Genomic DNA, 12,986 nt, shown 5'->3' with positions numbered 1-12,986 from the left:
GAAGGTGGGCCGGCCGGCGCTTGTGCGGCTTCGCCCGGGCGCCTAGCTTCCGGCCCTCCTCCGCCAGAACCCGCCACCCGGGAAGGAAAGTGCTCGTCCGATGTTCAAGGGATCGCTTGTCGCGCTGCTCACGCCGATGGCCGCCGATGGCAGGCTGGATGAAAAAGCCTTTAGCGACTTCGTGGCCTGGCAGATCGCCGAGGGCACGCAGGGGCTGATCCCTGTCGGCACCACCGGCGAAAGCCCGACCCTGTCGCATGCCGAGCATCATCGCGTGGTGGAGCTTTGCGTCGAGGCCGCGGGCGGCCGGGTGCCGGTGATCGCCGGCGCCGGCTCCAACAGCACGGCCGAGGCGATCGCGCTGACCCGCCATGCCAAGGAGGCGGGCGCCGATGCCGCCCTCGTGGTCACGCCCTACTACAACAAGCCGACGCAGGAAGGCCTGTATCTGCACTTCACCGCCATCGCCGATGCGGTGGACCTGCCGATCATCATCTACAACATCCCGCCGCGCTCGGTGATCGACATGTCGGTGGAAACCATGGCGCGGCTGGCGAAGCACCCGAACATCGTCGGCGTGAAGGACGCGACCGCCAACCTGACGCGGCCGCTGCACACGCGCCTCGCCTGCGGCACCGATTTCTGCCAGCTTTCCGGCGAGGACCACACCGCCCTGGCCTTCCGTGCCGCCGGCGGGGTGGGCTGCATCAGCGTCACCGCCAATGTCGCGCCGCGCCTTTGCGCCGAGATGCACGCCGCCTGGGAAGCCGGCCGCGTCGAGGAGGCGATGGAAATCCAGGACCGGCTGACGCCGCTGCACGACGCGATGTTCTGCGAAACCTCGCCCGGCCCGGTGAAGTATGCCGCCAGCCTGCTGGGCAAGTCCTCGGCCTTCTGCCGGCTGCCGATGGCGCCTGTCGCCGATGCCACCAAGGCACGGGTCAAGGCGGCCATGGTGACGGCCGGGCTGCTGAACTGAGGCTCTGCTGGAACGAGACCTTGAAACCGGGAGGCGGCGCGCCACGTTGGGCCACCCCGCCTTCCGCCGGATGAAAGAGTGATGGCCGAGCCCCGCAAGAAAGCGCTGATCGCGCACGGCACCGCCGCGCAGAACCGCAAGGCGCGCTTCGACTACAAGATCGGCGACACCTATGAGGCCGGGCTGGTGCTGCTGGGGCCGGAGGTGAAGTCGCTGCGCGCCGGCCGCGCCGCCATCGCCGATGCCTGGGCCGGCGAGCGCGACGGCGAATTGTGGCTGTTCAACTGCTACATTCCCGAATGGCAGGCCGGCTCCTTCGTGTCCCATTTCGAGCCGCGCCGGCCGCGCAAGCTGCTGCTGAAGAAGAAGCAGGTGGAAAGCCTGACCGGCGCCGTGGCGCGGGAAGGCGTGACGCTGGTGCCGCTGGAGATCCTGTTCAACGAGCGCGGCATCGCCAAGGTGCTGCTCGGCCTCGGCGAGGGCAAGAACAAGGCCGACAAGCGCCATGCCATCGCCGCGCGCGACTGGCAGCGCGACAAGGCGCGGCTGATGCGGGAAAAAGGCTGAACTTTCGGGAAAAGCCGGGGCAGCCTGTCACATCGTGCGGGCCTGCCTCGTCTTGTGGATGTCGGAACAAAAGGACATCCCATGCAACCGAGACTGAACCCGCAGGCCGCGGCGCCCGAAGCCCTTGCCGGCATGTACGCCTTTGAGAAGGCGGTGGTGAATGGCGGGCTGGAACACGGCTTGGTTCATCTGGTGAAGACCCGCGCCTCGCAGATCAATGGCTGCGCCTATTGCATCGAGATGCACACGCGGGACACCCGCCGCGCCGGTGAAACGGAAGCCCGGCTTTACCTGCTGGATGCCTGGCGGGAGGCGCCGCACTACACCCCGCGGGAGCGCGCGGCCCTGGGCTGGACCGAGGCGCTGACCCGCATCGCCGACACCCATGCCCCGGATGCCGACTACGCCGCCCTCGACCCGCATTTCACCGATGCGGAGAAGGTGGTGCTAACCCTGCTGATCGGCGCCATCAACAGCTGGAACCGCCTGGCCATCGGCTTCCGCTCCGTGCCGCCAGTGCGGATGGACTGAACGCCATGGGTGATGCCGCCGCGAGCTTCGGCCCCTTCCGCGCCGACCTGATCGGCCTGGCCTACCGGATGACGGGCTCCCTGGCCGAAGCGGAGGACATCGCCCAGGACACCTTTCTGCGCTGGGCCGCGGCGGACCGCGCCGGCATCGGCTCGCCGCGCGCCTGGCTCCTGACGGCGGCGGCGCGGCTCAGCCTCGATCACCTGCGCTCCGCCAGGGTGCGGCGAGAGTGCTATGTCGGGCCATGGCTGCCGGAGCCGGTGGTTGAGGATCTGCGGCCGCCCCAGCAGGCGGCGCATGAGCAGGCGCAGGATCTGTCCGTCGCTTTTCTGCTGACCCTGCAGCGCCTGTCCCCTGCGGAACGCGCCGTGTTCATCCTGCACGACCTGTTCGAAACGCCCTTCGCCGAGATCGCGGCGCTGCTGAACAAGGCGGAACCGGCCTGCCGCAAGCTTGCCAGCCGGGCGCGTGAGCGCCTGTCGGAGGCCGATCCGCGCTTTCCGGTCACGGATGCGGAGGCGGAGCGGGTGGCGCGCGCCTTCCTGGCCGCCTCGCGAAAGGGCGACATGGCCGCGCTGCGGGGCCTGCTGGCGGCCGATGCCGTGCTCCATACCGATGGCGGCGGCATCCGCCCGGCGGCACTCAACCCGATCCGCGGGGCGGAAAGGGTGGGGCGCTTCTTCGCCGGCATCGCCCGCAAGCGGCCGGGCGTGCCGCCCCTGCTGCATCTGGGCCGCATCAACGGCCAGCCGGGCTTCGTGACCCTGGAAGCCGACGGATTGCCGCAGACCACCGCGCTGGAACTCGCGGATGGCCGCATCAGCGCCGTCTACGTCATCCGCAACCCCGCCAAGCTGGCGGCGCTGCGGCTGCCCAGCGGAGGCGCCGCGCGGCCTTGACGCCGCGCCCTCCGGCGAGCTTCAGCGCGCCAGGGCGAAGCGGACCGCGCGCCCGATGGCAGGCGCGATGACCGAGCCATGGTCTTCGCCGGGAAAGTTCACGAAGGCGACCTCCGGCCCTTCCGGCCCCAGGCCCGACAGGCGGGCGGCCAGGTCCCCGGCGCGTCCCACCATGTTGCTCATGCGCGCGCGCTCCTGCCGGGCAGGCGGAAGGGCCGCGATCTCCTCCGCGCTGCGCTGCTCGCGGCTGCCTACCGTGATCAACAGGCGCCGCCGTGCGGTTCCGGGCGGCAGGGCGCCGGCGAAGCGGCTTTCCTCCGCCAGCACGGCGCCGTTTCCCCACCAGATGGAGGGGCTGGCGGCGATGGTGGCGCGGAACAGGGCGGGCCGGGTGAAGAAGGCATGCAGGGCGCAAAGCCCGCCATAGGAATGGCCGAACAGCGCCAGGCGGTCCCGGTCGAGCGGAAGGCGCGCGGCGATGTCCGGCAGCAGAAGCTGCTCGACGAAATCCAGGAAGGCATCGGCGCCCCCGGTTCCGGCTGGCGCGCCGGCCGCGGGCAGGGTGTAGTCGCGGCTCCGCCCATCCACGCCATCGCCGGAGGGGGCGGCCTCCTCGGGATAGGTCAGCCCGACCAGCACTGCGGGTTCGGTCAGGGACTGTGCGCCCCGGGCCTCCTGCTGGCGGGCCAGGGCCGTGGCGATGGGGAAGCTGGTGTGGCCGTCCAGCAGCAGCAGCGCCGGATAGCCGCCCGGCGGCGCCGGCGCCTTGGGCCAGCCGAGCAGGATGCGGTGGCGGTGCCCGGCGGTGCTGCGCATATCCCAGGTGGCGCTGCGGGGCAGGGTGATCGGAAGGTCGGCCGCCCGCGCGGCAGTGCCGGTCAGCATGGCGGCGACAAGGGCCCTGCGGCTCAGCGCCGGCGCCACGGCAAGGCTCCGTAGGAAAATGGGGGGAGCGGCATGTCGGAGCCTCCGGACAAGGACAAGCCCGGCTTATTGCGAATCGGTCGCAACCACAAGAGGGGGCGCATCAGCCCGGCCCAGGCTCCTCCAGCGCCGCAACATGGGTCGCGCGCGGCGGGGGCGGCAGCCGCCACAGAAGAAACAGCATCACCGCCATGGCCGGCAGCGCGGCGAAGGTGGTGAGCAGAAAGAAATCCACCCAGCCGAGCCACTCCGCCAGGCTGCCCGACCCGGCCCCCAATGTGCGCAGCGGCACCGCCGCGAGCGAGGACAGCAGGGCATATTGCGTGGCGGTGAAGGCGCGGCTGGTCAGCGAGGAGAGGTAGGTGACGAAGGCCGCATCGGCGAGGCCGTCGGTGAAGTTCTCCACCCCCACCTGGGCCCACAGCATCGGCATGTCGTGCCCGGCATGGGCCAGCGCCACATACATCAGGTTGGACAGCATCTGGGTGATGCCGGTCAGCACCAGGGCCCGCGCCGTGCCGATCCGCACCACCAGCCAGCCGCCGGCCAGGGCGCCAACCAGCGTGGCGAACAGCCCGAACACGCTGCCCACCGCCGCGACCTCGGTGCGGGAAAAGCCCAGCTCGCGATAAAAGGGCGCGGTCATGACCCCCGCCAGTGCCTCGCCTAGCTTGAACAGGGCGATGAACAGCAGAATGGCCAGCCAGTAGGGGCGGCGCATGAAGTCGGCGAAAGGATCGACCACGGCGGCGCGCATCCGGGCGGCCCAGCCGCGCGCCTCGCGGCGCTGCCCTTCCGGCTCCGGCCCCAGCCACACCGCCAGGAAGCCTACCCCGATCAGGGCCGCGCAATAGGCGAAGGCCAGGGTCCAGCCGGCGAACTCGGCCACGGCCAGCGCCCCGGCATTGGCCGCCAGCAGCGCCCCGCGATAGCCCCAGACATACCATGCGAGGCCGAGGCCCTGCTGCCGTTCCTCCAGGAACTCGATGCGATAGGCATCCACCACCACGTCCTGGCTGGCTGACAGGAAGGCCACCAGCACCGCCACCGCAACCGTCAGCTCCGGCGCTGCGGCGGGGTTGGTGAAGCCCAGCGCCAGGATGGACAGCGCCAGGATCGGCTGAATGGTGGCCAGCCAGCCGCGCCGGCGCCCCCAGCCGCGGAACAGCGGCGGCATGGCGTGGTCCAGCAATGGCGACCACAGGAACTTCAGCGAATAGGACAGGCCGATCAGCGCCGTCAGCCCGATGGCGGCCAGCGAGATGCCGCTTTCGGACATCCATTGCCGCAGCACGAAGGCGGTGAGGGGCAGCGGCACCCCGGCGGAAAAGCCGAGGGCCAGCATGATCAGGAATCGGCGGTCACCGGCGACCGCGGCAGGAAGGAGGCGCATGTTGCCGCAACCTGCCATGGCCGCCTCCGCCGCGTCAGCCCCCGCGAGAGGGAGGCGTGGTTTGGGTCATGTTCACCATGCCCGATGGCCGTTTAGGCCATGTTGACCATGCCCAATGGCCGTCAGGCCATGTTGACCATAATGGTCTTCTTATGGGTGAAGTGCTCCAGCATGGATTCCAGGCTGGCTTCCTTGCCCAGGCCGGAATTCTTCACCCCGCCATAGGACAGGTTCGGCTGCACCACGAGGTTCTGGTTCACCTGCACCAGCCCCGCCTCGATCCGGTGGGCGAAGCGCAGCGCGATCTTCAGGTCGTTGGTCCAGACGCTGGCGGCGAGGCCGAATTCGGTGTCGTTGGCGTCGCGCAGCACGGCTTCCGCGTCATCGAAGGGGAACACCACGGTGACGGGGCCGAAGATCTCCTCCCGCACCAGGCGGCTGTCCTTGTCGAGGCCGGTGAAGATGTGCGGCTGGATGAACAGCCCCTTGCGCAGCGTGGGGTCGGCCGGCATGCGGGCGCAGGCGCGGCCCTCGGCGCCGGAGGTCGCCTTGCCTTCGGCGATGAAGGCCTGGACCTTCTCGTACTGTGCCGGGGAGATGATGGTGCCGATGTCGGTCGCCTCGTCCAGCGGGTCGCCCATCACCATGGCATCGACCCGCTTCGCCATCTCGGCCACGAACTTCTCGTAGATCGGGCGCTGGACGAAGATGCGGGAGGCGGCGGTGCAGCTCTGCCCCTGCCGGGTGAAGCGCATGGAGGTGAGGGCGCCGGCCACCGTCTTCTCGAAGTCGCAATCCGCGAACACGATCATCGGCGACTTGCCGCCCAGCTCCAGCGTCACCGGGATGAACTTGTCGGCCGCGGTGCGGGCAATGATGCGGCCCGTCTCGACCGAGCCGGTGAAGGTCACCTTCTTCACCAGATCATGCGCCACCAGCGGCGCGCCGCATTCCGGCCCCTGGCCCGAGAGGATGTTGAACACGCCGGGCGGCAGCACGCGGTTCATCAGCTCCGCGATGCGCAGCACGGCGAGCGGCGCCTCCTCCGCCGACTTCACCACGATGCTGTTGCCCGCCACCAGCGCGGGCGCGACCTTCAGCGCCAGCAGCATCATCGGGATGTTCCAGGGGATGATGGCGCCGACCACGCCCAGCGGCTCCCGCACCGTGATGTTCAGCACATCCGGGCCGAAGGGCACCGTCTCGCCCTTGATCTCTCCGCCGAGGCCACCGAAGAACTCGAAGATGTCGGCCACGTTGTTGGCCTCGACGCGGCTTTCGGTGCGCAGCGCCTTGCCGGTTTCCAGCGCGACGAGGCGCGCCAGCTCCTCCACATGGGCGCGGATCAGCTGCGCCGCCTGATGCACCAGCGCGCCGCGCTTGCGGGCCGGCAGCAGGGCCCAGTCCTTCTGCGCCCGCGCCGCGTCGGCCACCGCGGCATCCACATCGGCCGAATCGCCATCGGCGGCCTCGGCCACGGTGGCGCCGGTGGCGGGGTTCACCACGGGGAACAGGCGGCCATTCACCGGGCGGGTCAGCTTGCCGCCGATCAGGTGGAAGCCGGACAGGGCGCGGGCGAGCGCCGCCTGATCGAGGGTCGGGGCTTCGAACAGTTCGGACATGGCGTTTTCCTCAGGCAAGGGCGCGTAAGAAGGGGCGCGACCATGCGCCGGGTCGCCCGCCACGGCAAGCGGGGCCGCTTTCCTTCGTGGCCGGGCCGGGGCAGCATCGCGCGCAACATGAACCGCGCAGTCACCCTTGCCGAAACCATCCGCCTGACGCTCGCCGACGACATCACCGCCGGGCGGCTGGCGCCAGGCAGCGTCATCGACGAAAGCCAGCTGGCCATCCGCTTCGGCGCTTCCCGCACCCCCGCGCGGGAAGCGCTGCGCGAGCTGGCCGCGGCCGGGCTGGTGGAGATCGAGCCGCGGCGCGGCGCCCGCGTCGCCCGCATCACGACCGAGCAACTGGCCGAGCTGTTCGAGCTGATGGCCGAGACCGAGGCGATGTGTGCCCGCCTTGCCACCTATCGGATGACGGCGATGGAGCGCTTCGGGCTGCAATCGCTCCATGCCGGCTTCAATCCGGCGGATTCGGCGCTCGATGCCTATGACGAATACAACCGGGGCTTCCACAACCTGCTCTACCGTGGCACCCATAATGGCGTCCTGGCCGAACATGCGGCGACGCTGCGCCTGCGCCTGGCCCCCTATCGCCGTGCCCAGTTCAACGAGGACCGCCGGATCGAGCGCTCCTTCGCCGAGCATGAGGCAATCCTGGAGCAGGTTCTTCGCGGCGCCGGAGAGGAGGCGGCGCAACTGATGCGCGTGCATATCCTGACAGCGAGTGCTGCCCTGGCTCAGTATATGAGACGGGCCAGAACATGACAGTTCCGCATGCAGGGCGCGTGAAAACTAACCCTCTCGCATAATTCGGTTTCCAACCCGCCGGCCCTTCGCAATACTGCGGGCAAGCCACCATTGGTCCGGGAGCGACAACCACATGCCCACTTCCATCACCATGGGTGCGCGCACCTGGCTGGAGCGGCTTTGGTCGGGCATCGCCGATCGCGGCCGCCCTTACGCCGACGTGCCGGCCATCGCGCGTCCGCCGCTGGTCCGCGCCGAATTGCTGACGCGGTCCCTGCTGTCAGAGCGGGGCGAGGCCTCGGGCGCGGCGGTGGCGCGGGAGCTGCTCAGCGTGCTGCACGACCTGAACGCCGAGGACCGCGCCGCCTTCCGGCAGTTCCTGGCCACCAGCTTCCTGCCCGACGAGGCCGCCCTGCGCGCCGCCGCCCAGGCCTATCTGGACGAGCCTTCCGCGGCGCGCGCCATGATGCTGTTCGAGAAGGCCGAGCCGCCGCGGCAGGAGGTGCTCAGGCGCATGAACATGGCCATGGGCGGCACCGCCGCGCTGGTCAACATGCGCCGCGAATTGCTCGGCGAGCTGAAGAAGCACCCGGAGCTGAAGCCGCTCGACGTGGACCTGCAGCACCTGTTCGCCTCCTGGTTCAACCGCGGCTTCCTGGAGCTGCGCCGCATCGACTGGGACACGCCGGCCGCGATCCTGGAGAAGCTGATCGCCTATGAGGCGGTGCATGAGATCATGGGGTGGGACGATCTGCGCCGCCGCCTCGGGCCGGACCGGCGCTGCTTCGCCTTCTTCCACCGCGCCCTGCCGGGCGAGCCGCTGATCTTCGTCGAGGTGGCCCTGACCCAGGGCCTGGCGAGCGCCGTCCAGCCGCTGCTGGCGCCCCAGGAGGGCCCGGCGCCGCCGGAATTCGACACCGCCATCTTTTATTCCATCTCCAACTGCCAGGAAGGCCTGCGCGGCGTTTCCTTTGGCAACTTCCTGATCAAGCAGGTGGTGGAGGAACTGAAGGCCGAGCTGCCGGAGATCCGGCACTTCTCCACCCTTTCCCCCGTGCCCGGCTTCCGCCGCTGGCTGAAGCGGCGGCTCGAGCGTGGCGGGGACGAGCTGTTCCGCGCCGGGGAAGATGCCGCCATCACGGCACTGGCGACGCCCGCCGATGCACCCGCCGCGGAGTTGCCCGCCGCCGAGGCGCCGGATGGCGGGGAGCCTGCGGAGGGCGCCGCGCCGCCCAAGGCTGCCGCGCTGCTGGACAAGCTGGCCACCGGCGAATGGTGGCTCGACCCGGCGCGGGAAGCCGCGCTGCGGCCGCCGCTGCTACGGCTGGTGGCCGAATACCTGACGCGGCCCAATACCGGCATGGGCAATATCGACCCCGTGGCGCGCTTCCACCTGGGCAATGGCGCGCGGCTGGAGCGGATCAACTGGCTCGGCAACACCGCGCCGCGCGGCATGGCCGAATCCTACGGAGTGATGGTGAACTACCTCTACGATCCCGACAGCATCGAGGCGAACCACGAGGCCTTTACCCGGTCCGGCACGGTGGCGCGCTCGGTGGCGGTGGATGCCATGCTGGCGATGCCGGCGCTGTCCGCGGGCAAGGGACGGTCCGGCTACCTGCCGCGCCTGCTCGGAGGCTCCGGAGGGGGCTCCGGCGGCGGCACTGGGGAAGGGGGCAAGCCCGCCGCCAAGGCGCCGGGTTCCAGGACGTCCGGCACCAAGCCGGCTGCCTGATTGACGGATAGCGGTGGCGGCGTCATGGCGCCCCATCGTTTGAAGCTTCCGCGTGGTGCCGCTTGCGCCGCGCCACAACCGAGGAACGTCCCAAGTGTCCCCATCCCTTGCCTCTATCCTGGGGCTGGTCGTGATGTTCATTGTTGGCACGGCACTGCCCATCAACATGGGCGCCCTGGCGTTCGCGCTCGCCTTCCTCGTTGGCACCGTGTTCGTCGGCATGACCGCCAACAACATCCTGGCGGGCTTCCCGGGTGACCTCTTCGTCACGCTCGTCGGCATCACCTATCTCTTCGCCATTGCGCAAAAGAACGGCACCATCGACCTGCTGGTGCACTGGGCGGTGCGCGCGGTGGGCGGGCGCGTGGCGGCGATCCCCTGGGTGATGTTCGGCGTCGCCGCCGTTCTGACGGCGGTTGGCGCGGTCAGCCCGGCCGCGGTGGCGATCATCGCCCCGATCGCGCTGCGCTTCGCCCGCCATTACAGGATCGACCCGCTGATGATGGGCCTCCTGGTCATCCATGGCGCGCAGGGCGGCGGCTTCTCGCCCATCTCGATCTATGGCGGCATCACCAACCAGATCGTCGACCGCGCCGGGCTGCCGGGCAATGAAACCGCGCTGTTCCTGGCCAGCTTGTTCTTCAACCTCGCCGTGGCGGTGGGCGTCTTCTTCGCCTTTGGCGGCGCGAAGCTGCTCGGCCGGCGCGACACCGGCACGCATGAGGAATTCGAGGAAGGAAGCCGCGCCTCCGTGCCGGTCACCGGCCATGGCGGCACCCCCGCGGCCCCGCGGGACGGGGATCATCCGCACCTCACCCGCGCGACGCGCGACCAGATCCTGACGCTTGCCGGGCTGCTGATCCTGGGGGTGGGCTCGCTGGCTTTCGGGCTGAATGTCGGCATGGTGGCGATCACCATCGCCGTGCTGCTGGCGCTGCTGTCCCCCACCGCGCAGAAGGGCGCCATCGACAAGGTGAGCTGGTCCACCGTGCTGCTGATCGCCGGCGTCATCACCTATGTCGGCGTGCTGCAGAAATCGGGCGCCATCGACATGGTCAGCAACAGCGTGGCCGGGCTTGGCGCGCCGCTGCTGGCGGCGCTGCTGCTCTGCTACATCGGCGGCGTGGTTTCGGCCTTCGCGTCCTCGGTCGGCGTGCTCGGCGCCATCATCCCGCTGGCCGTGCCCTTTCTGGCGGGCGGCGAGATCGGGGCGGTGGGCATGATCGCCTCCCTCGCGATCTCGGCCACCATTGTCGATGTCAGCCCCTTCTCGACCAACGGTGCCCTCGTCGTGGCCAATGCGGCCGAGGATGAGCGGGACAAGCTGTTCCGCCGGTTCCTGATCTATAGTGGCCTTGTTGTCGTGGGCGGTCCCGCCCTGGCCTGGGCCGTGCTGATCGTGCCCGGCTGGCTGTGACTGCAACAAAGAACGAAAGAGTGAATGCCATGATCGAACCGAGCGGCCCCCTGAAGGGCCTGCGCGTCGTGGACCTGACGCGCGTCCTGGCCGGCCCAACCTGCACCCAGATGCTGGGCGACCTCGGCGCCGAGGTCATCAAGATCGAGCGCCCCGAGGCAGGCGACGACACCCGCGGCTTCGCGCCTCCCTTCATGCCGAACACGCGGGAGAGCGCCTATTTCGTCGGCGTCAACCGCAACAAGAAGTCCATCACGCTGGACATCGCCAAGCCCGAGGCGCAGGCGGTGGTGCACAAGCTGCTCGCCAATGCCGATATCCTGGTGGAGAACTTCAAGGTCGGCGCGCTCGCCAAGTACGGCCTGGGCTGGGACCAGCTGAAGGAGAAGTATCCGGGGCTGATCTATTGCTCGATCACCGGCTTCGGCCAGACCGGACCTTATGCGCCGCGCCCCGGCTATGACGCGCTGATCCAGGCCATGGGCGGCGTCATGTCCCTGACCGGGGAGCCCGAGGGCGAGCCGCAGAAGGTCGGCATCCCCGTCGCCGACCTGTTCGCCGGGCTTTACGGCACCATCGGCATCCTGGCCGCCCTGCGACACAAGCAGGCGACAGGGCAGGGGCAGCAGATCGACATCGGCATGCTGGACACGCATGTGGCATGGCTCGCCAACCAGGGCATGAACTACCTGGCCACCGGCCAGAACCCGCCGCGCCTCGGCAATCAGCACCCCAACATCGTGCCCTACCAGGTGTTCCCGACCGCCGATGGCTACATGGTGCTGTCGATCGGCAATGACCCGACCTTTGAGCGCTTCTGCAAGAATTTCGGCCTGGAGCACCTGCTGGCCGATGAGCGCTACGCCACCAACGCCGCCCGCGTCGGCAACCGCGCCCTGGTGACCGAAACGCTGACCGCTGTCACCCGGACCATGCCGACGGATGAATGGATTGCGAAGCTGGAGGCGCTGAAGATCGGCTGCGGCCCGATCAACACCCTGGACCGCGTCTTCGCCGACCCGCATGTCCAGGCGCGCGACATGCTGGTGAAGATGCCGCACGCTTCCGGCCAGGAGGTGACGGTGGTCGCCAACCCGGTGAAGCTGTCCGCGACGCCGCCGGACTACCGCTCCGCCGCGCCCCTGCTGGGGCAGCACACGGATGAGGTACTGGCCAGCCTCGGCTATTCCGCCGCCGAGATCGCGTCGCTGCGCGAGCAGAAGCTCGTGTGATCCACGGTGGCGCCGGCAACCGAGGCCGGCGCCACCGGTTTGCCTTCCCGGCAGCCATGGGGAGGCGATGATGACCCAGCAGATCCCGCTGACGGCGGAAGCGATCGCCGGGATGCAGCAGGCGGATGGCACGATGGCGGTGGTGCCGGACCTGGCCTATCGCCGCCTGGCCATCGTCAACGTGGCTTTCTGGGGCGAGCCCGGCAGCGCCGAATGGGTGCTGATCGATGCCGGCCTGTTCGGCTCGGCCGGGCTGATCCGCCGCGCCGCCGCCGAGCGCTTCCTGGACCACCCGCCGCGCGCCATCCTGCTGACCCATGGCCATTTCGACCATGTCGGCGTGCTGGAAACACTGGCCAATGAATGGGAAGCGCCGGTCTACGCGCACCCGCTGGAGCATCCCTTCCTGAACGGCCGGCAGTCCTATCCGCCGCCGGATACCAAGGCCGGGGGCGGGGTGATGCCGCTGCTGGCGCCGCTGTTCCCGCGCTCCCCGGTGGATGTCAGCCGCTGGCTGCTGCCGCTGCCGGAGGATGGCAGCCTGCCCTTCATGCCCGGCTGGCGCTGGCTCCACACGCCGGGCCATGCGCCGGGCCACGTGTCCTTCTGGCGGGAGCAGGACCGGCTGCTCCTGTCCGGCGACGCCGTTGTCACCACCGCGCAGGAATCCGCCTATGCCGCCGCCACCCAGGCGCCGGAGCTGCACGGGCCGCCACGCTATTTCACCCCGGACTGGACGGCGGCGGCGCAATCGGCGCGGCTGCTGGCGCAGCTGGAGCCAGAAATCCTGGTTCCGGGCCATGGCCGCGCCATGCAGGGACCGAAGCTGCGATCCGCCCTGCATGCCCTGGCACGGGATTTCGAGCAGGTGGCGGTGCCGCCGCATCTTCGCGCCGGCTGATTTGCTCCTGGCGCGGGGAAGCCCTGCGGCCTTCGCCAT

The 12,986-nt window shown here is 69.6% G+C and carries 12 protein-coding genes; 9 read left to right on the top strand and 3 right to left on the bottom strand.

The genetic code is table 11. The features are described 5' to 3' along the window. Positions 1-100 precede the first annotated feature (100 nt). The 4 genes from dapA (at position 101) to F0Q34_RS13340 (ending at position 2,976) form a co-directional block, all read left to right on the top strand. Positions 101-979, top strand: coding sequence for a 4-hydroxy-tetrahydrodipicolinate synthase (gene dapA, locus F0Q34_RS13355; protein ID WP_149812724.1), 879 nt, complete (start codon positions 101-103; stop codon positions 977-979). An 81-nt stretch (positions 980-1,060) separates the two neighbouring features. Next, entirely contained in the window at positions 1,061-1,546 is a 486-nt protein-coding gene (gene smpB, locus F0Q34_RS13350; protein WP_149812723.1) for an SsrA-binding protein SmpB, read from the top strand. Between the two features lie 81 nt (positions 1,547-1,627). After that, a complete protein-coding gene (locus F0Q34_RS13345; RefSeq protein ID WP_149812722.1) occupies positions 1,628-2,077 on the top strand; it encodes a carboxymuconolactone decarboxylase family protein in 450 nt (149 codons plus the stop codon). A gap of 5 nt (positions 2,078-2,082) precedes the next feature. After that, positions 2,083-2,976 (top strand): sigma-70 family RNA polymerase sigma factor, encoded by an 894-nt coding sequence (locus tag F0Q34_RS13340; protein ID WP_149812721.1) that lies wholly within the window; start codon positions 2,083-2,085, stop codon positions 2,974-2,976. Between the two features lie 21 nt (positions 2,977-2,997). On the opposite strand, the gene F0Q34_RS13335 is transcribed toward F0Q34_RS13340, so the two are convergent. From F0Q34_RS13335 to F0Q34_RS13325, 3 genes are all read right to left on the bottom strand, one after another. Then, on the bottom strand, positions 2,998-3,900 hold the full coding sequence (locus F0Q34_RS13335; RefSeq protein WP_241665475.1) for an alpha/beta hydrolase: 903 nt from the start codon (positions 3,898-3,900) through the stop codon (positions 2,998-3,000). A gap of 103 nt (positions 3,901-4,003) precedes the next feature. After that, complete coding sequence (locus tag F0Q34_RS13330) at positions 4,004-5,293, bottom strand: AmpG family muropeptide MFS transporter (RefSeq protein WP_149812720.1); 1,290 nt, start codon at positions 5,291-5,293, stop codon at positions 4,004-4,006. A gap of 122 nt (positions 5,294-5,415) precedes the next feature. Further along, a complete protein-coding gene (locus tag F0Q34_RS13325) occupies positions 5,416-6,915 on the bottom strand; it encodes an aldehyde dehydrogenase family protein (protein WP_149812719.1) in 1,500 nt (499 codons plus the stop codon). A 117-nt stretch (positions 6,916-7,032) separates the two neighbouring features. Between F0Q34_RS13325 and F0Q34_RS13320 the strand changes: the two genes are divergently transcribed. The 5 genes from F0Q34_RS13320 to F0Q34_RS13300 all read left to right on the top strand — a co-directional run bounded on the left by F0Q34_RS13320 (position 7,033) and on the right by F0Q34_RS13300 (position 12,947). Further along, positions 7,033-7,680 carry a GntR family transcriptional regulator gene (locus F0Q34_RS13320; protein WP_149812718.1) on the top strand — a complete coding sequence of 216 codons (648 nt, stop codon included), beginning with the start codon at positions 7,033-7,035 and terminating at the stop codon, positions 7,678-7,680. A gap of 115 nt (positions 7,681-7,795) precedes the next feature. Further along, the gene (locus tag F0Q34_RS13315; protein ID WP_149812717.1) at positions 7,796-9,397 is read left to right on the top strand and encodes a malonyl-CoA decarboxylase; all 1,602 of its coding nucleotides are present in this window, start codon (positions 7,796-7,798) and stop codon (positions 9,395-9,397) included. Between the two features lie 94 nt (positions 9,398-9,491). Next, positions 9,492-10,814, top strand: a complete 1,323-nt coding sequence (locus F0Q34_RS13310) for an SLC13 family permease (protein WP_149812716.1) — start codon at positions 9,492-9,494, stop codon at positions 10,812-10,814. A 29-nt stretch (positions 10,815-10,843) separates the two neighbouring features. Further along, entirely contained in the window at positions 10,844-12,046 is a 1,203-nt protein-coding gene (locus F0Q34_RS13305; protein ID WP_149812715.1) for a CaiB/BaiF CoA transferase family protein, read from the top strand. 70 nt (positions 12,047-12,116) lie between these two features. Beyond that, positions 12,117-12,947 (top strand): MBL fold metallo-hydrolase, encoded by an 831-nt coding sequence (locus F0Q34_RS13300; RefSeq protein ID WP_149812714.1) that lies wholly within the window; start codon positions 12,117-12,119, stop codon positions 12,945-12,947. The last annotated feature ends 39 nt before the right edge of the window (positions 12,948-12,986 follow it).

It is taken from the genome of Teichococcus oryzae, assembly GCF_008386565.1.
GTDB classification, from domain to species: Bacteria; Pseudomonadota; Alphaproteobacteria; order Acetobacterales; family Acetobacteraceae; genus Pseudoroseomonas; species Pseudoroseomonas oryzae.
This window is presented reverse-complemented; position numbering and strand designations above follow the sequence as displayed.